The following is a 23,969-nucleotide window of genomic DNA, read 5'->3' as shown; positions in this document are numbered from 1 at the left end:
CGCGTCGCGCGTCGCGCGCGGCGCTCGCTTCGTGAGCAGAAATGGTCGGGTCCCGAGCAGGGACCCGACCATTTCTGCTCACCATGTGCCGGACTGGAGGCGCGGGTCGGCCCCGCCGGCAGCGTCACCGCCTCAGGTGGTGACGACCAGGGCCTCGGCGACCAGCGCCTCCAGGACCGTCCGGACCCCGGGGCGGACCGCACGGTCCGGCCGGACGAGCGCCTCGATCCGCCGCCCTGCGCGGACGTCGGCGAGCTCGGCGAGGTGGAAGCGACCGGACGCCCGGGTCCCCGAGGTGTACCGCGGCACGAGCGCCACCCCGTGTCCGGCGGCGACGAGGTTCTCGATGACGGGCAGGTGGATCGTCCGGAAGCCGACGCTCGGCGGTGTGTCCGTCGCCGCCGCCATGGCCGTGAGCACGCGGTCGATCGGGTAGCCCTCCGGCACCCCGATCCAGGACTCCCCCACGACGTCGTCGATGCGGACCCGCTCGCGGGCAGCCAGCCGGTGGTCGAGCGGGAGCGCGACGTCGAGCGGCTCGCGGAGGAGCGGGACGGTCTCGAGCGCCTCCCGGCCGGCCGGTGGGGCGCCGTCCGGCCGGTGCCCGATGACGACGTCGTGGTCGGCGGCGAGGGGGCCGAACGCGTCCTCGCTGACGTCGACGTCGACGAGCACCAGGTCGATGCCGGGGTGCTCGCGCATCCGGGTGAGCAGGCCGGGCAGCAGGAGTTCCGCGGCCGACGGGAACACGGCGAGGTCCACCCGCCCGGTCGCGCCGCCGAGGTGCTCCTGCCACGCCGCGTCCACCGTGGCGATCGCCGTCGCCACGCCGCTCGCCAGCCCGGCGAGCACCCGGCCGTGCTCGGTGAGCCGGACCCCGCGGCCGACCCGTTCGACGAGGGGGACGCCGACCTGTCGCTGCAGGGTCTGGAGCTGCTGCGAGACGGCGCTGGGCGTGCGGTGCGTGGCCTCGGCGACGGCGGTGACGCTCCCCCGCTCGGCGAGTTCGCGGAGGACGGCGAGGAGCTGCACGTCGAAGCCGACCATGCAGGGAGCCTACAACGTCGGTACGGAACTCTTCGCTGGTGCTGAACGGTGCAGCTGGGTCACGATCGACCCGTGCGCACCCGTGACCGTCTCCTCGCCGTGGTCGTCGCCGTCGTGTGGGGGCTCAACTTCCCCGCGACGGCCCTCGCCCTCGAGCACTTCCCGCCGTTCCTGCTCGCCGCGCTGCGGTTCACGCTGCTCGCGGTCCCGACCGTGCTGCTCGTCCCGCGTCCGAGGATCCCGTTCGGCCGGCTCCTGCTCGTCGGCTTCGGGCTCGGGGTCCTGCAGTTCGCGTTCCTGTACCTCGGCATGGCCGCGGGGCTCCCGTCCGGGTTGGCGTCACTCGTCCTGCAGGCGTCGGCGCCGTTCACGGTGGTGCTCGCCGGGGTGTTCCTGCGCGAGCGGCTCACCGGCCGGCAGGTGATCGGGGTCACGATCGCGGTGGCGGCCCTGGCGGCGATCGCCGTGCACCGGGCGCAGGCGGCAGCGCTGCTGCCCGTCGTGCTCGCGCTGTGCGGGGCGCTCGGGTGGGCGATCGGCAACGTCGCGACCCGTCGGGCCGGGGCGGCCAACCCGCTGCACCTGACGCTGTGGTGGTCGATCGTGCCGCCGGTGCCGATGGCCGTCCTGTCGTTCGTCGTCGAGGGGCCGTCGCGCATCGGGAACGCGCTCGGGACGGCGTTCACCGCGGAGGCGCTGCCGGCGGACCTCGGGCTGCTCTACATCGTGCTGGTGGCGACCCTCGTCGGGTACGGCATCTGGTCGCGGCTGATGGCGGCGTACCCGTCGAGCACCGTCGCGCCGTTCTCGATGCTCGTGCCCGTGGTCGGGGTGTTCGCCTCGTGGGTGGCGTTCGGGGAGGTGCCGGACGCGGTGGAGATCGCGGCCGGGGTCGTCGTGGTGGCGGCCGTGCTGTGGTCGTCCCGGCCCGCGCGGTCCCGCCCGGCGCGGTCCCGCCCGGCACGGGTCCGCCCTGCGCGGGTCCGCCCGGCGTCGTCGCCGGTCGAGGTCGCACCACACGCCGCGGACGCTCCGCCGAGGTCGCACGACGTGCCGTCCGCCGACGGCCGGGGCGGCAGTTCGAGCGACCTCGGCGACCCGCCCCCGCCCCCGCCGGCACCGGCACCGGCGCCGACGCCGGCGCTCAGCCCCGGTGCTGCCGACGCTCCGCGATGATCCCGGCGAGTGCGCCGCGCAGGTGCGGGTAGCGGAACTCGTACCCGGCCTCGACCAGGCGCGTCGGCACCACCCACCGGCTCTTCAGCACGAGCTCCGTCTCGGTCCGGATCGCGAACGACCCGAGCTCGAGCATCCACCGCCACGTCGGGATCCCGAAGCGTCGCCCGACGGCGTCCCGGATGGTGGCCATCACGGTGCGGTTGTCCGACGGGTTCGGGCTGGACACGTTGACCGCGCCGTCGATGTCCTCGTGGTCGCGGACGAAGCGGATCGCCCCGAGGACGTCCGCGATGTGCACCCAGCTGAACCGCTGCCGGCCCCGGGTGTGCCGGTTCACGTAGTAGGTGCCGGCACGGAGCCGGGAGCGCGTCGGGAACCACGGGCCGTCGTACTGCGGCCCGCCGAGTCCCGCCTGCGCCAGCCGGAGCAACGGCACGAGGGCGCTGCCGTCGCCGAACACGATCGCCATCCGGAGCGCCACGCGGCGGGTGCCGGGCAGGTCGACCGCGGACAGGGCGTCCTCCCACGCCTTCGCGACCGAGACCGAGAACCCCTCGCCGAGCTCGCCCGTCGCCTCGTCCTGGGGGCGGTCGTCGGCGTGCCGGTAGATCGTCGCCGTCGAGGCGTTCACCCACAGCGGCGGCGGGTGCTCGCTCGTGCGGATCGCCTCGGCCAGTTCGAGCGTGGTGTCGACCCGGGAGCGGATGATCTCCGCCCGGTTCCGGCGCCCGTACCGGCAGTTGACGCTCTTGCCGGCCATGTTCACGACGAGCGCGGCCCCGTCCACGAGCTCGCGGATCCGCATGGTGTTGCCCCACACGGCGTCCCCGGTGCGGCCGATCGTGACGACCTCGTAGCCCTCGTCGCGGAAGGCGTCCTGCAGGTACTGCCCGACGAAGCCGCTCGCCCCCGCGATCACGGCGCGGCCCTTGTGGTCGCTCATCTCATCCCCGTCCTGTGTCCGGCGCGATCTCGTACCGGAACGCCCCCTCGTACCGGTACAGCGTGCCGACCAGCGGGGCCGAGAGCACCAGGGACACGCGCTGCTGGTCGGCATCGTCATCGAATCGTTCCACGAGCGTCACACGCGGTGCGATGCGGCTCGGGAGGCGCACCTCGCGTCCCAGCGCACGGAACGACACACGGGTGGAGACCAGGCGCAGGGCGCCCGCGTCCGGGCCGTGCGCGTCGACCTCCGCCCGGAGCAGGGCGCTGACGCGCCCACGGCGACCGAGGTGGTCGACGAGCCCGTCGGGTCCGGCGGTGATGGCGTCGACCATCGTGCGGGTACCGGAGCGGAAGCGGAAGGTGCGGTGCGCGCGGACGGCGACCCGACCCTCCTGGACCGCCGGCCCGCGACCGACGCGAGCCGGGCGGTTCTCGACCGTGAAGGGGACGTCCCGTTCCCAGACCGGGAACATGACGGCGTCGCGGGCGAACCACGCGAGCACCGGCCAGAGCCAGCGGCGGGGTGTGCCGACGACGTCGAAGACACCCTCGCCGCGGCCGACGTGTCCGGGCGGGATCGCACCGAAGTACGTCGACAGTCGCGGGTGCAACCGGGCCAGCACGTCGGGCGGCGTGGACAGCTCGTAGGGCGACCGGGTCACGTCCCGATCCTGGCATGTCGTCGGTGCGGATCCCTACGATGATGCGCATGGGACACGACCACGGAGCAGGGCACTCGCACGGGCACGCGTCCGAGCGCGCACTGCTCATCGCGTTCTGCATCTCGGCGACGATCCTGCTGGCCGAGGTCGTCGGTGCCGTCGTGACCGGATCGCTCGCCCTGCTCGTCGACGCCGGGCACATGGTCGTCGACACCGGCGGGCTCGGCATCGGCCTGGTGGCGACGCGACTCGCACGACGCTCGCCGACCGCGCAGCGCACGTGGGGCTTCCAGCGTGCTGAGGTGCTCGGGGCCACGGCGCAGGCGGCGATCCTGCTCGCCGTCGGCGTCTACGTGATCATCTCGGCGATCCAGCGGCTGTTCGTGCCGGCCGAGATCCACTCCGGGCCGCTGCTCGTGTTCGGGATCATCGGGCTCGTGGGCAACCTCGTGGCGTACGCCGTACTGCTCCGGGCCTCCGGCGAGGGGTTCACCTCGCGGGCCGCCCGGCTCGAGGTCCTCAACGACACCCTCGGCTCCGTCGCGGTCATCGCCGCCGCGGTGGTCCTCATGCTGACCGGGTGGGAGCGGGCGGACTCGGTCGCGGCGATCCTGATCGGGCTGCTCATCCTGCCGCGGGCGATCCGGCTGCTGCGCGAGACCGCCAACGTGCTGCTCGAGTCGACGCCCCCGGGGCTCGACCTCGACGACGTCCGGGGGCACATCCTCGAGCTCGACCACGTCATCGCCGTGCACGACCTGCACGCGACCCTCGTGGCGACCGGGGTGCCCAACCTGACCGCCCACGTGGTGGTGGACGACGAGTGCTTCTCGACGGCGCACGCCCCGCGGATCCTCGACGAGCTGCAGCAGTGCGTGGCGGAGCACTTCGACGTCCCCGTGGAGCACTCGACGTTCCAGCTGGAGCCGGCGTCGCACCGGCGGCACGAGCACGAGGTGCACGCCTAGGCGGTGCTGAGCGCACCACCGTCGCCCGGGGACGAGGTCAGCAGCCGCCGTCGCTCGTGGGGAACGCCGTGATCACGCGGTCGGTGGTGGCCGACACGATCACGCGGACGAAGGGCTCGGCCTCGGGGCGAGACCCGTCGTCGAACCGCACGGGAGCGGCGAAGCAGACCTTGCCGTCGCCGGCGTCCTGCGGGTACCCGGTCGCCGGTGCCTCGAGGGCGGACTGCACCGCGGTGAGCATCGCGTCGTCCCAGTCCCGGGAGCCGTGGCCGGTCACGACGTCCTCCCAGTCCGCGGTGTGCCGGACCCGGATGTGCTCGTAGCCCTGGCCGGAGTTCCCGCACTGCAGCACGACCGTGCCGAGCGCCTCGGTGTCGTACCGGGCCACGGTCTCGCGGGTGCTCCGGTCGCAGCGGTCGAGGACGGCGTCGCCGGGCAGGTCCGGGCCGGTGCGGGTGATCGTCACCGTGCCGTCCTTCGTCGCGCCCCCGCCGGCGGTCGCACTCGGGACGACGCTGGCCGCCGTGCCCCCGAGCACCGGGTCGTCCGCACCGCGCTGCGCCGTCAGTGCGACGCCACCGGCCACGAGGCCGGCGGCCAGCACGGCGGCGACGCCGGTGATGACGGAACGGTTGCGCTTCTGGGACACGCGCCCAGTATGCCGGACGGGTGTCGTGCCTCCTGGACCGGCCGCGGGACGCAGTCGAACGCGCAACGCGGGACGCGGACCAGCGCTCAGGCCCGCGCCGCCAGGCGGGTCCCGGCGACGACGGCCAGTACGACCACGAACACGACGTACCCGAGCAGCACGGGCAGCGTCGGCAGCACGAGGAGCGCAGCCCCGACCGCCACCACCGGCACGGTCAGCCCGGCGTAGGCGATGAGGAAGGTCGCGGCGAGGACTCCGCCGCGACGTTCCGGGCCGACGAGGGCGCCCGCGCTGCCGATCGACGCGCGGAACAGCAGCCCGACGCCGGCTCCCGCGACGACCCCGCCACCGATGAACCCGGCCACCTGCAGCACCACCGCGGCACCGGCCAGGACGACCAGACCACCGACGAGCAGGACCATCCCGAGGCGGATCTGCGCCCGCTGCGACAGCCGGGCGAAGACGATCTGCGACACCGCGCTCGCGGCGAACACCCCGAACGTCGTGGCTCCGGCGGCGAGCCGGTCGGTCACGTGGAAGGTCGTCCCGAGGAACGTCGGCGCGACCGAGGTGAAGAGTCCCTGCACCGCGAGCGCGGCGAACGCGGCGGTGCCGGCGGTCCAGAACGCTCCGGCCTGCCCCTCCGGCGCCTGCAGTCGCTGCGGGCGGTAGGGCACGGGCGACGTGGGACGGTCGACGGTCTCCGGGGCGGCGAGCACCACCACGAACGCGACGGCCAGCGCCACGACGAACACGACGTACGGCACCATGAGCGGCTGCCCGACGAACTCCGCGAGCGCTCCGCCGACGAGGGCGCCGAGCGACAGCCCGCCGAGGTTCACCACCCCCGCGACCACGCCCGCCCCGCCGGCCGACGACTGCGAGCCCGTCGCCCGGACCCGCAGCTCGCCGAGGTGCGCGGTCGCCGTCGCCGTCAGGAGCCCGACCCCGAGGCCGGTCACGAGCCGGGCGACGATGAGGCCGCTGACGTCGTTCCAGAGCAGGAAGAGCACCGCTGCGACGAGCTCGAGCGCCACCGACACGAGGATGAGCGGACGCCGTCCGTGCACGTCGCTGAGGTGTCCGGCGAGGTACAGGGACCCGACGACGCCCACGCCGTACGCCGCGAAGACCACGGTCGTCGTGAAGGTCGGGAAGCCGTCGCGTGCCTGGTAGATGACGTAGAGCGGTGCGGGCACGGTCGCGAACGCCATCACCGCGAGGAACGCGAACGCCACGGCCCAGAACCCGACGCCGTGCCGACGGCGCGTGTGCGCTCGTCGTCCACGCGGGGCGGCGACGCGCTCGCTCGCGGTGGCGACGGTCGACGACGTGGGAGCGGATGCGGTGGCGGTTGACATGCTCCGATCGTCCCGCCGAACACCCATCGAGTCCAACGGATGCTCTTGATGTCGTCCATCGACCTGATCGATACTGAGCCGGTGGAGACCCGCCTGCTCGAACAGTTCGTCACCGTCGCCGCCGAGGGCAGCGTCACCCGCGCCGCCGAACGGCTCTGGGCGGCGCAGTCCACGGTGTCCGCGGGGATCGCGTCACTCGAGCGGAGCTTCGGGGTCCGGCTGTTCGACCGCACCGGACGGCACCTCGTGCTGACGACCGCTGGTGAGGACCTGCTCCCCCACGCCCGCGCCGTGCTGGAGTCCCTCGACCGGATGCGCGACCTCGCGACCGTCGACGACGCCGACCTGCGGGGACGGGTCCGGCTCGGCATCTTCACGAGCATGGACATCGTCGACCTCACGGGCGTACTGCGGCGGTTCCGGCAGCGGCACCCGCTGGTCGCGGTGGAGCTCATGACCTCGCCCTCCGGGACGACCGGGCTCGTGCAGGATCTGGTCGCCGGGCGGCTCGACATCGCCTACACGGGCCTGCCGGCGGTCCCGGCCGGGGTCGAGGTGGCGCCGCTCCGCGAGATGCCGTTCCGGGTCTTCACCGCCGCCGACCACCGGTTCGCCGGTCGTCGCTCGGTCTCGCTCGCCGAGCTCGCCGACGAGCCGTTCATCGACACCGCGCACGGCTTCGGCAACCGGATCATCCTCGACACCGCGCTGGAGCGGCTCGGGATCCGGCGGCGGATCGTCGCGGAGATGAACGACATGCCCGCGGTGATCCGGTTCGCGTCGGCCGGCCTCGGCGTCGGCGTCGTCCCGGACTCCGGGGTGCGCCACGACGGTGCGGTTCTCGAGCTCGAGGACGAGGTCGATCCCCTGCGCATCGGACTCGCGATGCGGACGAGTCCGGAGCCGAACCGAGCGGTGCGCGCGCTGGCGCGCGACATCTTGGCGGCGCGCGTCGACGTCGCTGCGCAGCCGGGCTGAGCGGCCGGATTCCGGTCGTCCCCCACCGACGGACTGGAGGCGCGGGTCGTCCCCGCCACGCGCCTCCAGGCCGTCAGTCCCCCCAGATCTCCCCGACGATCGCACCCAGCAGGTTGTCGGTCGGGAAGTTGGCCTGGTCGATCTCCAACCAGGTGTCGCCGCGGACGTAGCGGGTTCTGCTCCAGTCCGTGCCGTACTGCGGATCGGGCCTGGTCTGCCGGCAGATCCGGATGCCGTCGGACTCCTCGCACGTCGGCGACCACCCCTCGTAGTAGCTGCGCTCTCCGTTCGCGAGCTCCTCCGGCGAGCCGTGGCCCATCGTCACGGCGAGCCCCGTGATGTCCGCAGCCGGATCACGCCACAGGCAGTACAAGTCGGTCTCCGGCAGTCCCGATCCGTTACCCGCCACCGGCGGAGGCGTGGCTTCAGCGGGCAGCCCTTCCGCGACCGGGAGCACCCGCTGCAATGGGACGTCGCCGAAGAACCGGTCGTAGTCGGACGCCGGGACGAGTGCACGGCAGTCGGTCGGGATCGTCGCCGTCGTGTTGACCGGCGTCGGGGTCGGACGCGGTGTCGGGCGCTGCGTGATCGGCGCGGACGTCGGCGTCGTCGCGGACGGTGCGGGCTCCGGTACCCGGCTCGTCGTCGGCGCGGCGACGGGCGTCTCCTGCTGCGACAGCGACAGGGCCACGGCGCCCGTCGCGGTGCCGATCGCCAGCAGGCCGATGACGCCGAGCGCGATGCCCGGACGGAACCGACGCCGCTTCGGACGCGGGGTGGCACGTTCGAGGACGTTCTGCTTCATCGAGACGAGCATGCGCTGCAGGTCGTCTCCCTCGGGGGGCTCAGTGTTCATCGTGCATCACCACCTTCTTGAGTCGGCGTCGGGAGCGGGAGACCCGCTGGGTGACCGCACCGACGCTGAGGCCCAGCATCTCGGCGGCCTCGGCGTAGGAGTGCCCCTCGAGGAGGCACAGTTCGCAGATGCGTCGGTCGGTCTCGGGGAGCGCGGCGATCTCGTCGCGGACCCAGCGGAGGCGCTCACGGGCCTCGGCGTGGTCCTCGGGTGCGGCGAGCTGCTCGGGGAGTTCGTCGGCGCGACGGCGGGCCTGCTTCCGGCCGGTGTTGAACGCGTGGTTCCGGCAGACGACGAGCAGCCACGGGAGCATCGTGTCCGCGGGCAGCTCGAGGGTCTCGGCACGCTGCCAGAGCGTCAAGAAGGCGTCCTGCACGATCTCCTCGACGTCCTGGCGGTCGTCGACGAGTGCCCAGGCGTAGCGGGTGAGGGTCGCGGCGTACCGGTCGAACGCCCGGGCGAGCGCGCTCTTGTCGCCCCGTGCCATCGCACGGACGATCGCCTCGTCCGTGTCGGTGCCGGTCGTCACGTCCACATCCCACCTCCTTCACTCCAGAGGTGTCGGCTGCACGCGCGATCGTGACAGGACCGTGGCGAAAACGTGATCCCGGGCGTGTCGGTCGCCCGAGCGGATCAGGCGTCGAGCAGGTGCGCGATGCCGGCGACCGAGCGCTTCGCCGCAGCCGAGGTCGACAGGTACCCGACGAGGACGATCCCCACACCGATGCCGACGACGATCCACCACATCGCGTGCGTGGCCACGGCGAACCCGGCGCCGACGGTCGCGACCGCACTCGCGCCGGTCACGGTGCCGGCGAGTGCGACCCCGAGCGACACCCCGGTCTGCCGGCTCGTGGACGCGACGGCCGCAGCGGACCCGGACTGCGCGCGGGGCATGCCCGAGACGGCCGTGTTCGTGATCGGCGCGTTCACCATGCCGAACCCGAACCCGAACAGCACGAAGGCGACGACGAGCACCCACATCGGTGTCGTGGCGTCGATCGTCGTGAGGATCGCCCCGGCGCCGCCGACGCCGATGCCGGCGAGGACGAGCGGGACCCGGGTGCCGATCGAGCCGACGAGACGCCCGGACAGCGGCGAGACGAGCATCGTGGCGACCGCCGCGGGCAGCGTCCACAGGCCGGCCTGGAACGGCGACATGCCCCGGACCTCCTGCAGGTAGAGCGCGTTGAGGAAGAGGAACGCCCCGTTGGCGCCGAACGCGCCGATCGCGGTGACGACCGCGGCCGAGAACGGGATGCTCCGGAAGAACCGGACGTCGATGAGCGGTTCGCGGCGACGGCGCTCGACGGCGACGAGCACGACGAGGGACGCTGCGGCGAGGACGAACAGCCCGAGGGCGGCCGGTGACGTCCAGCCGAGCCGCGGCCCCTCGATGAGCCCGCCGACGAGCGTCGCCAGGAGCACGATCACGAGCACCTGCCCGACGGGGTCGAGCCGTCGGGGCTTCGGCGACTTCGACTCGGGGACGAACAGGAACGTCAGCACGATCGCCGCGATGCCGATCGGCACGTTGATCCAGAAGATCGCGCGCCAGCCGACGGTGTCCGTCAGCGCGCCGCCGACCAGCGGACCGAGCCCCATCGACACACCGACGACGGCACCCCAGACGCCGACGGCGCGGGCACGCTCCTTCGCGTCGTCGAAGGTGGCCGTGATGATCGACATCGCGACCGGGTTCATCATCGAACCGCCCACCGCCTGGACCATGCGGAAGACGACGAGCCAGCCCACCCCGGGCGCGAGCGAGCACAGCAGCGACCCGACCGTGAAGAGCGCGAGCCCGATCTGGAAGGTGGTGCGGCGGCCGATGCGGTCGGCGGTGGAGCCGGAGAGCAGCAGCAGGCTGGCGAGGACGAGCGTGTAGGCGTCGATCGTCCACTGCAGCCCGGAGATCGAGCTGCCGAGTTCACGCCCGATCGAGGGCAGTGCGACGTTCACCACGGTGGCGTCCATCGAGACGATGAACAGGCTCATGCAGCAGACCGCGAGGATGAGGTACCGGTGCCGGTACCGCTGCGGCAGGCCCGGGTCGCCCTGGAACGGCCGCCGTGACGGCACCGCGGGGGCGGCCTCCGACTCAGTGGAAGTCGTTGCCGTCTCCTTCACCCGGGGTCTTGTGACCACCGAGCATGTCGTTGTCGTCCTGGTCGCTCGTCGACGCGAGCTGCAGCATCGCGAGGACGACCACGACGACGATGAACGCGATGCCGAGGAAGATCGCGGCGAGCTGGAGCTCACGCGTGGCGAGCAGCACGACGAGCCCGGTGAAGACCGCGACGATCGCGGAGATCCCGAGGAGCTCGACCGGGCGCAGGCGGTCGCGACGGCTGGGGGTGGTCATGCGTGTGGTGCTCCGTCCGGGGTTGCGGCCGGGGCCGCCGTTCCCCACTTGTGCGAGAGGCCGGCGATCACGTGGAAGACCGCGGTGATGGCGAGGTAGGCGCCGAGCAGGCCGACGAGGACGATCGAGGCGTCCAGCGTGCCGGTGACCCGCTCGACACCGCCGAGCTCCTGCGAGTAGTCGGGCGGCGTCACCAGGAAGGCGATGGCGAGCAGCAGCGTCAGGCCGCCGACGGTCGTCCAGTCGCGGGCGAAGGGCGAACGCCCACGGGCGCGGAGCCCCTGCGTGAGCTCGAGCGCCCCCGTGAGGACGGCGAAGGCGACGACGACCGCGATGAACGCCGGCAGGCCGAGGCCGTTGCACGCGAACGCGGCGACCGCGGCGACGAGGGTGATCACCGCCTGCAGGAGGGTCGTCCGGCGCGACCGTCCGTCCACCGGGAGCCGCGTCGTGCCCGCGAGCAGCAGCACGAGCCCGTCCACCGCCGCGAACCCACCGAACAGCAGCAGGCCGTAGCCCGCCGCGTGGTTGGACGAGAAGGTGATGACGATGGCCACGATCGCGGCTGGCACGGCCCGGAGGACGGGGATCGGCCAGTACCGCGCGCGCTGGCCGGAGTCGTCCACGGAGTCGGACACGAGACCTCTTTCGGGCATGCGGATCGTGGTTCGATCCTACCGCCGCACGGTGCAGCGGCCGACCGCGCGGGGCGATCGGCCGCTGAGGATGCTCGAACCAGCAGGCGTCGGCGAGGGGTCAGCGGGGCGTCGACCCGACCTCGTCCTCCGCCGCACGTCGGCGCGCACGCCGCCGCGCGAGCCACCAGCACGTCGCCCCGGCCGCCACACCGACGGCGGCCACCGCCGCGACCACGCCGAGCTCCTCCGTGCCGGTGTAGGCGAGCGCTCCGGTCCGGGCCGGCCCAGCGTCCCCGCCGTCTCCACCGTCCCCGGCGGGACGGGCCCCGCGGTCGTCGGGCGCCCGGTCGCGCGGACCCGTGTCAGCGTCCCCGCCGTCACCCGGCCCGTCGGGGCCGCCGTCGCCGCCGTCACCACCGCCGTCGCCGCCGGGGACCACCACGATCCCGACGCCCGGCGACGGGTCGCCGCCGTCCGGATCGCTCGGCGACGTCGCGGTGGCCACGTTCACCACGTCCGACCCGTCCCCGGAGTACGCCGGGTCGAGCTGCGCCCGGATCCGGAACGACACGGTCTCCCCCGCGGCGAGCGCGGCACCGGAGCGACAGGTCACGTCCTGCCCCTCGGCCGTGCAGTCGTCCGGCGACCCGACGAACCGCATCGCGCTCGGCAGCTCGTCGACCGCCCCGACGTCCTCGGCGGTACCCGGGCCCCGATTGCGGGCGGTGATCGTGTACTCGACCTCGTCACCGGGCTCGACCGCGGTCGAGGGGGACACGGACTTGTCCGTCTCGACGTGCGCGTCCACCCGGGCGGCGACCGTGGTGCTCGCCGCCGAGGTGTTGTCGTCCTCGTTCGTGTCGGCGGTCCGGGGCGCCGGTCGGATCGTCGCGACGCTCTCGAGCGTGCCCTCGGCGTCGTCGGCGGTGCGGCCGCGGATCGTCACCGTGGCCGTCCCGTCGCGCGGCAGGCCGAGATCGGTGGCGACGTCGCCGGTGCCCGATTCGGTCCCGCACGACGACCCAGCGGCCGCCGAGCAGGTCCACGTGACGTCGCGCAGGGTTTCGGGCACGTCGACCTCGAGCGCGCTCGGGTCCGACGCGTTCACGCCGGCGTTCCGTGCGGTCACCGTGTACTCGACGTCGGCACCCGCCGGGACGCTCGGCGCGAGGTCGTGTGTGACGGCGACGTCCGTCGGCGTCCAGACGCGCAGGGCGTCGACCTCGTGCACGTTGACGTGGCTGCCCGTCGCCCCCGCGAACCCGAGGCGGAGCGTTCTCGGCAGCGGTGCCTGGCCGTCGCCGTGCAGGGGGACCCGGTCGAGCACGGTCCGCATCCGGTCCCCGTCCTGCAGCCGGACGGTGACCGCGAGTTCCCCGGCGTCACCGGGGAGCAGGGTCACACGGACCTTCCGGAGCGTCGCCCCGGCGGTCTCCGTGCCACCGGGCGCGGGGGCCGCGCCGACCCAGCGGTAGCCGAGCACCCCGTCGCCGGAGCCGCGGATCGACACGGTGTCCGGGCGCGCCCCGGGACCGGAGTAGTTGATCGGCGTCGAGAAGTTGCCGTAGTGGTCGACCGCGATGCCCGCGAAGCCGCCGGGCACCCCGGGCAGGTCGCAGGAGAGGCCACCGCCCTGGGACGTCTCGCGTCGGCACGCGTACCCGAGCCCGGCCCCGAACGACCCGACGCCCTGCTCGGCGGCGCCGTCCGCGAGGAACAGCAGCAGGCCGTCGGCACCCGGGTCGTCCACGTCGCGGTACATCGCGTAGCTGAACTCGATCTCGAGCCCGAGGTCGGACGGGAACGTGTCCTGCATCGACCACGCCCCCGCCTGGTCCTTGACGTCGTCGGTCAGCCGGAGCCGCCCGTCGACGATCGCCGCGTCGCCGTGCAGGGCGCCGCCGGCAGCGGTGGAGAACTGGTTCTCGTAGGGGAAGGCGAGCTCGTCGGCCGAGGAGGCCGACGGCACGAGGCCGGGTGCCGCGAGGACACCGAGCGCGGTCAGGACGGACGCGACGGCCGCGACGCGGCGGAGCCGGCGTGACCTGGCGGGCGGTCGACCGCCCGGCGGGGTGTTGGGAGCTGTCATGCCCCGATCGTCGCGACCGGAGGGTCCCCGTCAGGCGGGCATCGGCCGATCTGTGGAACGCGTCCCCGCGCCTCCTGGCTGTGGAGGAAGAGTCCGGCTCAGCGCAACCAGACGGTGGTCTCCCCGGGGAGCACCCCGTGGCCGAGCGGACCGGACGAGACGACGACCTCGCCGGCGGGCAGCTCCACCGGCTCGGTCCCGAAGTTCGTGACGGAACGCCACCCGTCGTGCCGCGCGAACGCCACGACCCCGTCCGGCGCCTCGATCCACGCGAGGTCCTCGCCCCGCTGCAGGTCCCGTCGGGCGGCGGTCGCCGCGCGGTAGAGGGAGAGGGTCGACCCGGGGTCGCCGTCCTCCGCCTCGACCGAGGACGCCCCGAAGTCGGCCGGCTGCGGCAGGTGCGGTGCGACCGCCCCGAACCCGAACGACGGCCCGGACGTGGTCCACGGGATCGGCACGCGACACCCGTCCCGCCCCTTCACGGTGTGCCCGGTGCGGATCCACTTCGGATCTTGCAGCGCCTCGTGCGGGATCGCCGCGGCCTCCTGCAGCCCGAGCTCCTCGCCCTGGTAGACGTACGACGAACCGGGCAGCGCCAGCATCAGCAGCGTCGCCGCCCGCGCCCGCCGGAGCCCCCGTGCACGATCGAGCGACGGTGTCGTGCCGTCGGTCATGAGCCACGCATCGGTGTCCGTGCCGTCCGGCAGGCCGTACCGGGTCGCGTGCCGGACGACGTCGTGGTTCGACAGCACCCACGTGCTCGACGCCCCGGACTGCGCCGACGCCGACAGGTTCCGGTCGATGATGCCCCGGAACGCCGCGGCCTCGAACGGCGCCTCGAGCAGGTCGAAGTTGAACGCCTGCCCGAGCTCGGTCGGCCGGGCGTAGAGCACGCGGCGCGGCGCGGGCGCCCAGGCCTCCGCCACGGCGGCTCGCGGCGGGTCGTACTCGTCGAGCACCCGGCGCCACGCCGCGAAGATCTCGTGCACCTCGTCGCGGTCGTAGAGCGGGTCGGAGCCGTCGAGCGGCAGGTGGTGCTCGTCGGACGGACGGTACGGGGTCGACAGGTCCTTCGCCAGGCCGTGCGCGACGTCCACCCGGAAGCCGTCGACCCCGCGGTCGGACCAGAAGCGCAGCGTGTCCTCGAAGTCGGCGCGGACCTCCGGGTTCGACCAGTCGAGGTCCGGCTGCTCGGGCGCGAACAGGTGCAGGTACCACTGGCCGTCGGGCACGCGGGTCCAGGCGCTGCCGCCGAAGTTCGACACCCAGTCGCTCGGCGGGAGCGAACCGTCGGCACCGGCACCGTCCCGGAACACGTAGCGAGCGCGCTCGGGCGAGCCGGGGCCCGCGGCGAGCGCGGCACGGAACCACGCGTGCTCGTCCGAGGTGTGGTTCGGGACGATGTCCGCGATCAGCCGGATGTCGTGCTCGTGGAGCGCACGGACCAGTGCGTCGAAGTCGTCGAGTGTGCCCAGGCGATCGTCGACGTCCCGGTAGTCGGCGACGTCGTAGCCGCCGTCCGCCAGCGGGGAGGGGAAGAACGGCGACAGCCAGACCGCGTCGACGCCGAGCGACGCCAGGTAGGGCACGCGGCTCGTCACGCCCGCGAGGTCGCCGAGCCCGTCGGCGTCCGTGTCCGCGAAGCTCCGCGGGTAGACCTGGTAGACGACGGCGTTCCGCCACCAGTCCGGGTCGGTCGTACGGGGCGTGCTGGCCGGCGTCCGAAGCGTGCTCACGTCGCCAACGTACCGACGATCCACCGGACCGGGAATAGGGGTCCACGCGCACGCATTGGTTGTCGATGACACCTTTCCGTCACAGAACCAGTAAGGATCCCCGATGACGAACGTCCTCGCCCTCGTCGGCAGCCTCCGCGCCGAGTCCATCAACCGCAAGCTCGCCGAGGCGGCTGCGCACCACGCCCCGGAGGGCATCGAGCTGTCGACCTTCGACGGCATCGTCGACCTGCCCTTCTACAACGAGGACATCGACGGCGACACCCCGCCCGCCTCGGCCGTCGCCTTCCGCGACGCGGTCGCCGCCGCCGACGCCGTCCTGCTCGTCACCCCCGAGTACAACGGGACCATCCCGGCCGTCCTGAAGAACGCGCTGGACTGGGGTTCGCGTCCGTTCGGCGCCTCGCCGCTGTCCGGCAAGCCGCTCGCCGTCATCGGCTCGGCCTTCGGCCAGTTCGGCGGCGTCTGGGCGCACGACGACGCCCGCAAGGTCGCCGGGATCGCCGGCGCGAAGGTCCTCGAGGACGTCAAGGTCGCCATCCCGCAGTCGGTGGTCCGGTTCGCCGAGACCCACCCGCGCGAGGACGCCGAGGTCACCACGCTCGTCCAGGGCGCCCTCACCGCGCTCGCCGAGGCGACCGAGGAGCAGGCCGCAGCCTGACGACGTCACGCACGTGACGACGGACGGGAGGCGCGGTGCGGGCTCGCACCGCGCCTCCCGTCCGTCCACGGGTGCGGGAGACCGCATCCCGTGAGATCCCTAGACGCTCTAGCAACGAGACGGGCTACCCTGAACGCCATGTCCACGCAGGAGATCACGGAAGCGTCCGGGTACTGGTTCCCCGATGACGACGCGACCCAGCGGGGCGTCACCGTCCTGAACGCCCTCCGCCGGTACCGCGCCGCCGAGACCGCGATGCGTCGACGCACCCGCGACTCGATGGGCATGGGCGAGACCGACCTGCTCGCGGTGCGCTTCCTGTTGCAGGCGCAGCGCGCCGGACGCACCGTGAAGCCGAAGGACCTGGCGGCGTACCTCAAGATCTCGTCGGCCTCGACCACGATCCTCATCGACCGCCTCGTGAAGTCGAACCACGTCCGCCGCGACCCGCACCCGACCGACCGCCGCGCGCTCGTGATCACCCCGACCACCGAGACCGACGAAGAGGTCCGCGCGACCCTCGGCATCATGCACCGTCGGATGATGGGCATCGCCGAGGGGCTCTCCCCCGAGGACGCCCGCGTCGTCGCCGTGTTCCTCGAGCAGATGCGCTCCGCCGTCGACCAGGTCGACCCCGCCGTCACGCACTGATCGGACCACGGGGGACGCGTCCTCTGAGCGGACGTCCTGCCGCACCGCGTAGACCGGTCTGGTACCGGTCACCAACGCGGAAGGAACCGATCATGCACGCATCGGACAAGCTCGCCAAGAACCTCCAGGCGGTCCTCGTGGACCTCATCGACCTGCACCTGCAGGGCAAGCAGGCCCACTGGAACATCCTCGGGACCAACTTCCGGGACCTCCACCTCCAGCTCGACGAGATCGTCGACGCCGCACGTGAGTTCGCCGACGACACCGCCGAGCGCATGCGCGCCCTGTACGCGGTCCCGGACGGCCGCTCGAGCACCGTCGCGGCGTCGAGCCACCTCGACCAGTTCCCCGAGGGCGAGATCACCACGCACGACGCCATCGACCAGGTGACGCTCCGCCTCTACCAGGCGACCGGCACCATGCGCGACGTCCACGACGAGGTCGACGAGGAAGACCCGACGACGGCCGACCTGCTGCACGGCTTCATCGAGCGCCTCGAGCAGCTCGCGTGGATGGTCTCGGCCGAGAACCGCGCACCGAGCACCCCGCTCGCCTCGGCCACCACGCCCGCGGTCGCGGACGCCTCGGCGCACGCGTAGCGGCCACCAGGTGGACCTCGGGATCCAGGGCAAGACCGCCCTGGTCTTCGGCGCGGACTCCGGCATCGGCTGGAACACGGCTCGCATCCTCCTCGCGGAGGGTGCGACCGTGGTCGTGTCGGACCTCGACCAGTCGCAGCTCGACAACAGCGCCGACCAGCTCGAGGCGCCGTACGGCAGGCTGCACGCCTTCGCCGCGGACGTCACGAGCGCCGCGAGCCTGGCCGACCTGCACACCAGGGTGCGCGACGCCGTCGGCGAGATCGACATCCTCGTGCAGTCCTCCGGCGTCACGGGCGCCCAGGGCCTGTTCCACGAGATCGACGAACAGGGATGGCTCGACACCATCGACGTCGACCTGATGGGGCCGGTGCGGATCACGCGTGAGTTCATCGGTGACCTGCGCCAGGGCGGCTGGGGTCGCATCGTCTACCTCGTGTCCGAGGACGCGTCGCAGCCGTACGACGACGAGCTCCCCTACTGCGCGGCCAAGGCCGGGGTGCTGTCCTTCGCGAAGGGCCTCTCCCGCACCTACGCGAAGGAGGGCCTGCTCGTGAACACCGTGTCGCCGGCGTTCATCCACACGCCGATGACCGACGCGATGATGAGGAAGCGTGCCGAGGAGACCGGCCAGACCTTCGACGAGGCGATCGCGTCGTTCCTCGACGACGAGCGCCCGTACATGGAGCTGCAGCGTCGCGGCGAGCCGGAGGAGGTCGCGAACGTCATCGCGTTCCTCTGCTCCGACCTCGCCAGCTTCGTGAACGGCTCGAACTACCGGGTCGACTCCGGCTCGGTCGCAACGATCTAGGAGACGCCATGACCGACTTCCGCTACCTCGTCGTCGGCGGCGGGATGGTCGCCGACGCCGCTGCCCGCGGTGTCCGCGAACTCGATGCCGACGGCTCGATCGGCATCATCAGCGAGGACGTCGACCGGCCGTACGCCCGGCCGGCGCTCTCGAAGAAGCTGTGGACCGACCCGGACTTCAGCTGGGACGAGAAGGTCGACCTGCACACCGAGGAGACCGGCGCGACGTTCGTGCTCGGCACCGCGGTGACGGCGATCGACCGCGCGGCGAAGACCGTCACGACCTCGGACGGGCACACCCACGGCTACGAGCGACTGCTCCTCGCGACCGGCGGCAAGCCCCGCGGGCTCCCCGGGCTGTCGCCGTCCGACCGGGTGCTCGACTACCGGAGCGCCACCGACTACCGACGCCTCCGCGAGCTCGCCGACGCCGGGGCCCACGTGGCCGTCGTCGGTGGCGGGTACATCGGCACCGAGATCGCGGCCGGCGTCGTGCAGAACGGCGCCCGGGTGACGCTCGTCGACCCGGACGAGGTCGTCGGCGGCCGGATGTTCCCGGAGGACCTCGCCCGGGCGTTCCAGCAGCGCTTCGTCGACCACGGCGTGGAGCTCCGGCTCGGGCGCCGGGTGGACCACGGGTCCGAGCACGAGGGTGGCGTCACGCTGACCCTCGACGACGGGTCCGAGGTGACCGCCGACGCGGTCGTGGTCGGACTCGGCATCGAACCGGCGACCCGGCTCGCCGCCGACGCCGGGCTCACCGTCCGGGACGGCATCGTCGTCTCCTCGACGCTCCTCACCGACGACGACTCGGTGTTCGCCGCCGGCGACGTCGCCGAGTACCCCGACCGGATCCTCGGCACGCGCCGGGTCGAGCACGTCGACAACGCGCAGCAGCAGGGCCGGCAGGCGGGGCGCAACCTCGCCGACGCCGACGAGACCTACGACCACACGCCGATGTTCTACTCCGACGTCTTCGACATGGGGTACGAGGCGGTCGGGCAGGTCACCACGAAGCTGCGCACGGTCGAGGACTGGCAGGAACCGACGGTCACGGGCGTCGTCTACTACCTCGACGACGACGACCTCGTGCGCGGCGTCCTGCTCTGGAACGTCTGGGACAAGACCGACGAGGCCCGCAAGGTCCTCGCCGAGGCCCACGCGCTCACGCCGGACATGCTGATCGGGCGCATCACGCCGTAGCGTCGCGTCCACCCTGGAGGCGCGGTGCCGCTAGAGACCGGCACCGCGCCTCCTGTGGGTCGCGTCCGTCCGCGGGCCGATCCGCGGGATCAGCCCGCCTTGCGGGTCTCCGGAGCCACCTCGTCGACGATCTCGCGGCGATCCGCCGGGTCGACCGGCAGGTCGTCGCCGTCCGCCATCGCGACCGCGTGCGCGGACTTCGCCGCCTCGAGCGTCTCGTCGTCGTTCTTCGCCATGCCGAGCAGTTCGACGAAGCGCGACTTGACGAGCATCCAGGCTTCGCGCGGGCCGAGCCGCGACAGGTCCGACGCCGTCGAGTCGTCGCGGACGCGCTGCAGCGAGGACACGCCGCGGTCGGGGAGCCGGCCGGCGACGTGGTCCACCGCGAGCCGTGCCACCGCGTCCGCCTGTGCGTGCATCACCGAGTGCGCGCCGTCGACGACCTCACGCAGCACCGCGTACGGGAACACCCGGGCGAGCCGACGCACCCAGTCCCGCGGGACCATCGCGTCGTGCTCCCCGCGCACGATGAGCGTCCGTGCCTGCACGCGGGCGGCGCGCTCCTCGATCGGGAAGGCGATCATCCGCGGCAGCACCTTCGAGAACCAGTGCCAGCCGCACAGGGCGTACGCCGTGATGCCGTGCCAGCGGACGGCCGCCGGCTCGTGCAGCGTGGACCGGAGGAACCGGAACGCCGACTGCCGGACCGTGCGCGCGTGCGAGTCGACCACCGGGCTGATGAGCACCAGGTCGGAGATGTCCGGACGACGCGCTGCCACCTCGGTCACGACCTGGGTGCCCATCGAGTGGCCGACGAGGACCGGGTCGACGAGCCGGAGGTCGTCGATGACCTTCTCGACCGCGTCGGCGTACCGCTCGATCGAGACCTTCCCGCGGAATCGCGGGACACCGGCGAACCCGGGCAGGTCGAGGGCGTGCACGGGGCCGTTCTCGTTGAGGTGCGGGGCGAGCCGCTCGTAGTAGGTGGCGGCGATGCCGAGCCCCGCGACGAGCAGGAAGGCGCGGTCGCCGGGTTCGCCGACGGAGCTGACGCGCACGTACGTGCCGTCGACCGCGACCCGGTCGACCTCGACCGTGACGTCGGCGTTCTCGGCCTCGCCCAGTCGCTTCGCGGGGTCCGGTGTCGCGTCCGTGTGCTCGTCGTCCACTTCGGTCTCCTCGGGTCGGGCATCGCTCCTCGGTTCGGGCGATCGCCCACGATACCCGCGGCGCCGCCGATCCCGCCGTCGGCGCCCCGTCAGCCGCTGAAGGTGTTCGCGGGGAACCCGTGCACTCGCGTCGGCACCGCGAGGACGGCACCGGAGTGCGGGTGCGCGACGAGCTGCTCCTCGGTGAGGTTCTCCCGCGCCGACGCGACGAACAGCGTCGACATGTCCGGGCCGCCGAACGCCACCGACGTCACGTTCGGCACCGGGAGCTCGACGGTCTCGAGGTGCGAGCCGTCCGGACCGTACCGCTCGACCCGACCGCCGCCGTAGACCGCGCTCCACGAGCAGCCCTCGTCGTCGCGGACGAGTCCGTCGTGGGCGGACCCGACGACGAACGGCTCCAGCTCGCCGAGCTCCCCGTCGGGGCCGTACGACCCGCGGTAGATCGTCGACGCGCTCGTGTCCGTGACGTACATGACCGTGCCGTCCTCCGACCACTCGATGCCGTTCGTCACGCCGAAGCCGCCGCGGAGGAGTCTCGTGGTGCCGTCCGGCTCGATCGAGTACAGGGCACCGTCAGGCTCCCCCGTGGTGAGGTTCATGCTGCCCACGAGGAACCGGCCGAACGGGTCGCACTTGCCCTCGTTGAACCGGAGGCCGGCCGTGGCGTGCTCGACCCGGGCGATCTCGCGCTCGACGACGCCCTGGGCGTCCGTCACGACGACGGAGTCGCCGAGGGCCGCGACGAAGCCACCGCCCGCGCGGGGCTGGAAGCTCGCCAGCGGGGGCGGCAGCTGCACGGTGGACGTGGTCGTGCCGTGGGCGTCCGCGGTGGTGAGGGTGCCGAGGGTGATGTCGACCCACCGCAGCTCGTTCGTCCCGGGGTCCCACACGATGCTCTCCGCGAGGACGGCTCCGGCGTCGGAGAAGACGGTCACGGGTCCGGTCGTCGCGCTGCTGCTCATGACACCGGTCTACCGGTGCCGCCTCCGCGCGCGTCCACCGTGTCCGTGTCAGAGGCGGGCGTAGCGGGCGCGGAAGAAGCTGAAGACGCCGAACGCGAGGAACCCGATGCCGATCGCGACGAGCACGAACACCCCGCCCGGCATCGAGCGCAGCGCGTCGAACGCCCCGTCGAGCCCGGTCGCCTGGTCGGGGTCGCTCCGGAAGCCCGCGACCGCGATGAGCACGCCGACGACCACCACGGCGATCCCCTTCAGCACGTACCCCACGACGCCGAGCACGGTGACGACACGGTCGAGGGGCTGCCGCGGGCGCACCAGCTGCTTCCAGAACGAGCGCCGGCAGCCGATCACCACGAGGCCGACGCCGATCGCGACGGCGACCGCGGCGACGAGCAGCAGGAGGAACACGCCGCCGGGGGTCGCGAGGGCCTTCGCCGCAGCGCTCCGCGACGACCCGCTCGAACTCGTGCCGGCTCCGACCGCGTAGGACGCTGCCGAGTACGCGATGAGCCCGTAGACCACGGCCTTGCCGACGTTCTTCAACCGGTTGCCCCAGGCACGGGCGCTGTCCGTCCGCCCGCCGACCACGGCCTCGACCACGAGCCGGAGCGTCAACGCCGCGCAGCCGACGGCCACGATCCACAGGAGGACGACCCCGCCGGGGACCGCGGCGAGCTGCTGCAGCGCACCCGACTGGTCGGTCTCGCTGCCCGAGGACGCGTTGCCGACACCGAGCAGGATCGCCAGGTAGCCGATCAGCAGGTGCACGATGCCGCTGCCGACGAACCCGGCGCGCGCCGTCAGCTCGAACCACCGGCTGTCGGCCACGCGCTTCGCTCCACGACCGGTCTTCCGGGCCGCCTGTTCCGCCTGTTCACTCACGCCATCGAGCGTGCCCGACGGAACGGGCCCTGTCCGGCAGGGGCGGTGACACCCGGCCGTCTGGCAGTCGGGAGGCGCGGTGCGGGCCCGCACCGCGCCTCCCGACCCGGCGTGACGGCGACGTCAGTCGCCCTTCACGTTGACGACCTGCCGCAGCGTGTGCCGGATCGACACGAGCTCCGAGGCGTCGGCCATGACCTGGTCGATCGGCTTGTACGCCGCCGGGATCTCGTCGAGGAACGCGTCCGTGTCGCGGTACTCGATGCCGACCATCGCCTCGCGCAGCTGGTCGTGCGTGAACGTCCGCCGGGCGGCGCTCCGCGAGAACAGCCGACCGGCGCCGTGCGGGGACGACTCGAGCGACGGCTTGTTGCCGAGGCCCTCGACGACGTACGACGCGGTGCCCATCGACCCCGGGATCAGACCGGGCTGCCCCGCCCTCGCCTGGATCGCACCCTTCCGGGACATCCACACCGACTTCCCCCAGTGCGTCTCGCGCTGCGTGAAGTTGTGGTGGCAGTTGATCCGCTCCTGCTCGTCGACCGGCGTGCCGACGACCTCGGACAGCTGCCGCACGACGCGGTCCATCATCTCCTCGCGGTTGAGGAGCGCGAAGTGCTGCGCCCACCGCAGCTCGGCGATGTACCGGTCGAACTCCGGGGTCCCCTCGACCAGGTACGCCAGGTCGGGGTCGGGCAGCTCGATCCACCAGCGCTGCATTGCCTTCTTGGCGACCGCGATGTGCCGCTGGGCGATCTTGTTGCCGACGCCCCGCGACCCGGAGTGCAGGAACAGCCAGACGCGGTCCGCCTCGTCGAGCGACACCTCGATGAAGTGGTTCCCGGACCCGAGCGTGCCGAGCTGGTTGCGCCAGCCACCGTGCGCTCCTGCGGGGTCGAACCCGGCGGCCTCGGCCATCGTCTCGAGCTCCGCGATCCGGGGCTCGGCCGTGGCAACGATCTTCCGGTTCGACGCACCGGCCGACAGCGGGATCGCCCGCTCGATCTGCTCGCGCAGCTCCTGCAGGTCGTCGGGCAGGTCGGCCTCGGTGAACTGGGTCCGGACCGCGATCATGCCGCATCCGATGTCCACGCCGACGGCTGCCGGCATGACCGCGCCGAGGGTCGGGATGACCGACCCGACGGTGGCGCCGAGGCCCAGGTGGGCGTCCGGCATGAGGGCCAGGTGCGGGAACACGAACGGCATGCGAGCGGTCGTGCGGGCCTGCTGCTCGGTGTTGTCCTCGAGCATCGAGGCCCAGCTCAGCAGCCGGTCGGTGATCTTCTCCATTGCTTCGTCTCGCTTTCGTGACGGTCTTCGGTGACGGTCCGGGGCGAGGTCCTGCTGCCGTCCGGCACCATGAGGCGTGGCGTTCGGAGGGCAGCGTCGTGGAGAGGACGCCCCGGGCCGGGTGGGCACGGGGCGTCGGGTGACGGCGCGTGCCTACGCGGGATAGCGGTCGGACTGCTGCTGGTTGCGCTGTTCGTGGTGCTGCACGGTGCGCACGCGCGGTCCTTCCGGTGGTGCCCGGGACGGGCGGTCCTGCCGATGGG

24 protein-coding genes are annotated in these 23,969 nt (G+C 72.8%); 8 read left to right on the top strand and 16 right to left on the bottom strand.

Translation table 11 applies throughout. The features are described from left to right. Window positions 1–132: 132 nt before the first annotated feature. A complete protein-coding gene (locus JSX79_RS12415; RefSeq protein ID WP_229086537.1) occupies window positions 133–1,047 on the bottom strand; it encodes a LysR family transcriptional regulator in 915 nt (304 codons plus the stop codon). A 72-nt stretch (window positions 1,048–1,119) separates the two neighbouring features. Between JSX79_RS12415 and JSX79_RS12410 the strand changes: the two genes are divergently transcribed. After that, the gene (locus tag JSX79_RS12410; RefSeq protein ID WP_229086536.1) at window positions 1,120–2,223 is read left to right on the top strand and encodes an EamA family transporter; all 1,104 of its coding nucleotides are present in this window, start codon (window positions 1,120–1,122) and stop codon (window positions 2,221–2,223) included. Here JSX79_RS12410 and JSX79_RS12405 read toward each other — a convergent pair. Together JSX79_RS12405 and JSX79_RS12400 are read right to left on the bottom strand one after the other, a co-directional pair. Further along, window positions 2,192–3,169 carry an epimerase gene (locus JSX79_RS12405; protein ID WP_229086535.1) on the bottom strand — a complete coding sequence of 326 codons (978 nt, stop codon included), beginning with the start codon at window positions 3,167–3,169 and terminating at the stop codon, window positions 2,192–2,194. The two genes, JSX79_RS12410 and JSX79_RS12405, sit on opposite strands and share 32 nt — an antisense overlap. A gap of 1 nt (window position 3,170) precedes the next feature. Continuing rightward, the gene (locus JSX79_RS12400; protein ID WP_229086534.1) at window positions 3,171–3,836 is read right to left on the bottom strand and encodes a DUF4166 domain-containing protein; all 666 of its coding nucleotides are present in this window, start codon (window positions 3,834–3,836) and stop codon (window positions 3,171–3,173) included. 47 nt (window positions 3,837–3,883) lie between these two features. Between JSX79_RS12400 and JSX79_RS12395 the strand changes: the two genes are divergently transcribed. Continuing rightward, on the top strand, window positions 3,884–4,804 hold the full coding sequence (locus tag JSX79_RS12395) for a cation diffusion facilitator family transporter (RefSeq protein WP_070419278.1): 921 nt from the start codon (window positions 3,884–3,886) through the stop codon (window positions 4,802–4,804). A gap of 37 nt (window positions 4,805–4,841) precedes the next feature. On the opposite strand, the gene JSX79_RS12390 is transcribed toward JSX79_RS12395, so the two are convergent. Both JSX79_RS12390 and JSX79_RS12385 read right to left on the bottom strand, forming a co-directional pair. Then, window positions 4,842–5,453 (bottom strand): hypothetical protein, encoded by a 612-nt coding sequence (locus JSX79_RS12390; protein ID WP_229086533.1) that lies wholly within the window; start codon window positions 5,451–5,453, stop codon window positions 4,842–4,844. An 86-nt stretch (window positions 5,454–5,539) separates the two neighbouring features. After that, window positions 5,540–6,814, bottom strand: a complete 1,275-nt coding sequence (locus JSX79_RS12385; RefSeq protein WP_070417163.1) for an MFS transporter — start codon at window positions 6,812–6,814, stop codon at window positions 5,540–5,542. 48 nt (window positions 6,815–6,862) lie between these two features. On the opposite strand from JSX79_RS12385, the gene JSX79_RS12380 reads away from it, so the two are divergent. Next, on the top strand, window positions 6,863–7,792 hold the full coding sequence (locus JSX79_RS12380) for a LysR family transcriptional regulator (protein ID WP_229086532.1): 930 nt from the start codon (window positions 6,863–6,865) through the stop codon (window positions 7,790–7,792). A gap of 73 nt (window positions 7,793–7,865) precedes the next feature. Here the strand turns inward: JSX79_RS12380 and JSX79_RS12375 are convergent, their stop codons facing one another. The 7 genes from JSX79_RS12375 to JSX79_RS12345 form a co-directional block, all read right to left on the bottom strand. Beyond that, window positions 7,866–8,648, bottom strand: a complete 783-nt coding sequence (locus tag JSX79_RS12375; protein ID WP_229086531.1) for a hypothetical protein — start codon at window positions 8,646–8,648, stop codon at window positions 7,866–7,868. Then, a complete protein-coding gene (locus JSX79_RS12370; RefSeq protein ID WP_083403343.1) occupies window positions 8,638–9,177 on the bottom strand; it encodes an RNA polymerase sigma factor in 540 nt (179 codons plus the stop codon). Before JSX79_RS12370 ends, JSX79_RS12375 begins: the two co-directional genes overlap by 11 nt. A gap of 104 nt (window positions 9,178–9,281) precedes the next feature. Further along, window positions 9,282–10,778 (bottom strand): DHA2 family efflux MFS transporter permease subunit, encoded by a 1,497-nt coding sequence (locus tag JSX79_RS12365; RefSeq protein ID WP_229086530.1) that lies wholly within the window; start codon window positions 10,776–10,778, stop codon window positions 9,282–9,284. Beyond that, window positions 10,750–11,013 (bottom strand): hypothetical protein, encoded by a 264-nt coding sequence (locus JSX79_RS12360; protein ID WP_070417166.1) that lies wholly within the window; start codon window positions 11,011–11,013, stop codon window positions 10,750–10,752. The genes JSX79_RS12365 and JSX79_RS12360 overlap by 29 nt, the downstream gene beginning before the upstream one ends. Continuing rightward, the gene (locus JSX79_RS12355; RefSeq protein ID WP_229086529.1) at window positions 11,010–11,669 is read right to left on the bottom strand and encodes a hypothetical protein; all 660 of its coding nucleotides are present in this window, start codon (window positions 11,667–11,669) and stop codon (window positions 11,010–11,012) included. Before JSX79_RS12355 ends, JSX79_RS12360 begins: the two co-directional genes overlap by 4 nt. A 100-nt stretch (window positions 11,670–11,769) precedes the next feature. After that, window positions 11,770–13,740 (bottom strand): DUF11 domain-containing protein, encoded by a 1,971-nt coding sequence (locus tag JSX79_RS12350; protein WP_229086528.1) that lies wholly within the window; start codon window positions 13,738–13,740, stop codon window positions 11,770–11,772. Between the two features lie 98 nt (window positions 13,741–13,838). Then, on the bottom strand, window positions 13,839–15,476 hold the full coding sequence (locus JSX79_RS12345; protein WP_229086527.1) for an alpha-amylase family glycosyl hydrolase: 1,638 nt from the start codon (window positions 15,474–15,476) through the stop codon (window positions 13,839–13,841). Window positions 15,477–15,579: 103 nt separating this feature from the next. On the opposite strand from JSX79_RS12345, the gene JSX79_RS12340 reads away from it, so the two are divergent. From JSX79_RS12340 to JSX79_RS12320, 5 genes are all read left to right on the top strand, one after another. Further along, window positions 15,580–16,137, top strand: a complete 558-nt coding sequence (locus tag JSX79_RS12340; protein ID WP_070417170.1) for an NADPH-dependent FMN reductase — start codon at window positions 15,580–15,582, stop codon at window positions 16,135–16,137. Window positions 16,138–16,275: 138 nt separating this feature from the next. Then, window positions 16,276–16,788, top strand: coding sequence for a MarR family winged helix-turn-helix transcriptional regulator (locus JSX79_RS12335; protein WP_070417171.1), 513 nt, complete (start codon window positions 16,276–16,278; stop codon window positions 16,786–16,788). Between the two features lie 92 nt (window positions 16,789–16,880). Next, entirely contained in the window at window positions 16,881–17,387 is a 507-nt protein-coding gene (locus tag JSX79_RS12330) for a Dps family protein (RefSeq protein WP_070417172.1), read from the top strand. Between the two features lie 10 nt (window positions 17,388–17,397). Beyond that, on the top strand, window positions 17,398–18,198 hold the full coding sequence (locus tag JSX79_RS12325; protein WP_229086526.1) for an SDR family NAD(P)-dependent oxidoreductase: 801 nt from the start codon (window positions 17,398–17,400) through the stop codon (window positions 18,196–18,198). Between the two features lie 8 nt (window positions 18,199–18,206). Next, window positions 18,207–19,400, top strand: coding sequence for an NAD(P)/FAD-dependent oxidoreductase (locus JSX79_RS12320; RefSeq protein WP_229086525.1), 1,194 nt, complete (start codon window positions 18,207–18,209; stop codon window positions 19,398–19,400). 89 nt (window positions 19,401–19,489) lie between these two features. On the opposite strand, the gene JSX79_RS12315 is transcribed toward JSX79_RS12320, so the two are convergent. The 4 genes from JSX79_RS12315 to JSX79_RS12300 form a co-directional block, all read right to left on the bottom strand. Next, the gene (locus JSX79_RS12315; protein ID WP_229086524.1) at window positions 19,490–20,569 is read right to left on the bottom strand and encodes an alpha/beta fold hydrolase; all 1,080 of its coding nucleotides are present in this window, start codon (window positions 20,567–20,569) and stop codon (window positions 19,490–19,492) included. 89 nt (window positions 20,570–20,658) lie between these two features. Next, window positions 20,659–21,534 (bottom strand): SMP-30/gluconolactonase/LRE family protein, encoded by an 876-nt coding sequence (locus JSX79_RS12310; RefSeq protein WP_092384822.1) that lies wholly within the window; start codon window positions 21,532–21,534, stop codon window positions 20,659–20,661. Window positions 21,535–21,582: 48 nt separating this feature from the next. Continuing rightward, window positions 21,583–22,416, bottom strand: coding sequence for a DUF1206 domain-containing protein (locus tag JSX79_RS12305; RefSeq protein ID WP_229086523.1), 834 nt, complete (start codon window positions 22,414–22,416; stop codon window positions 21,583–21,585). A gap of 123 nt (window positions 22,417–22,539) precedes the next feature. Next, on the bottom strand, window positions 22,540–23,706 hold the full coding sequence (locus tag JSX79_RS12300) for an RtcB family protein (RefSeq protein ID WP_229086522.1): 1,167 nt from the start codon (window positions 23,704–23,706) through the stop codon (window positions 22,540–22,542). Window positions 23,707–23,969 lie beyond the last annotated feature (263 nt).

The sequence above is a fragment of the Curtobacterium sp. GD1 genome (assembly GCF_020882855.1).
In the GTDB taxonomy this organism is placed as follows: Bacteria; Actinomycetota; Actinomycetes; order Actinomycetales; family Microbacteriaceae; genus Curtobacterium.
The sequence above is the reverse complement of the archived record's forward strand: the minus strand, read 5'-3'. Positions and strand labels throughout refer to the sequence as shown.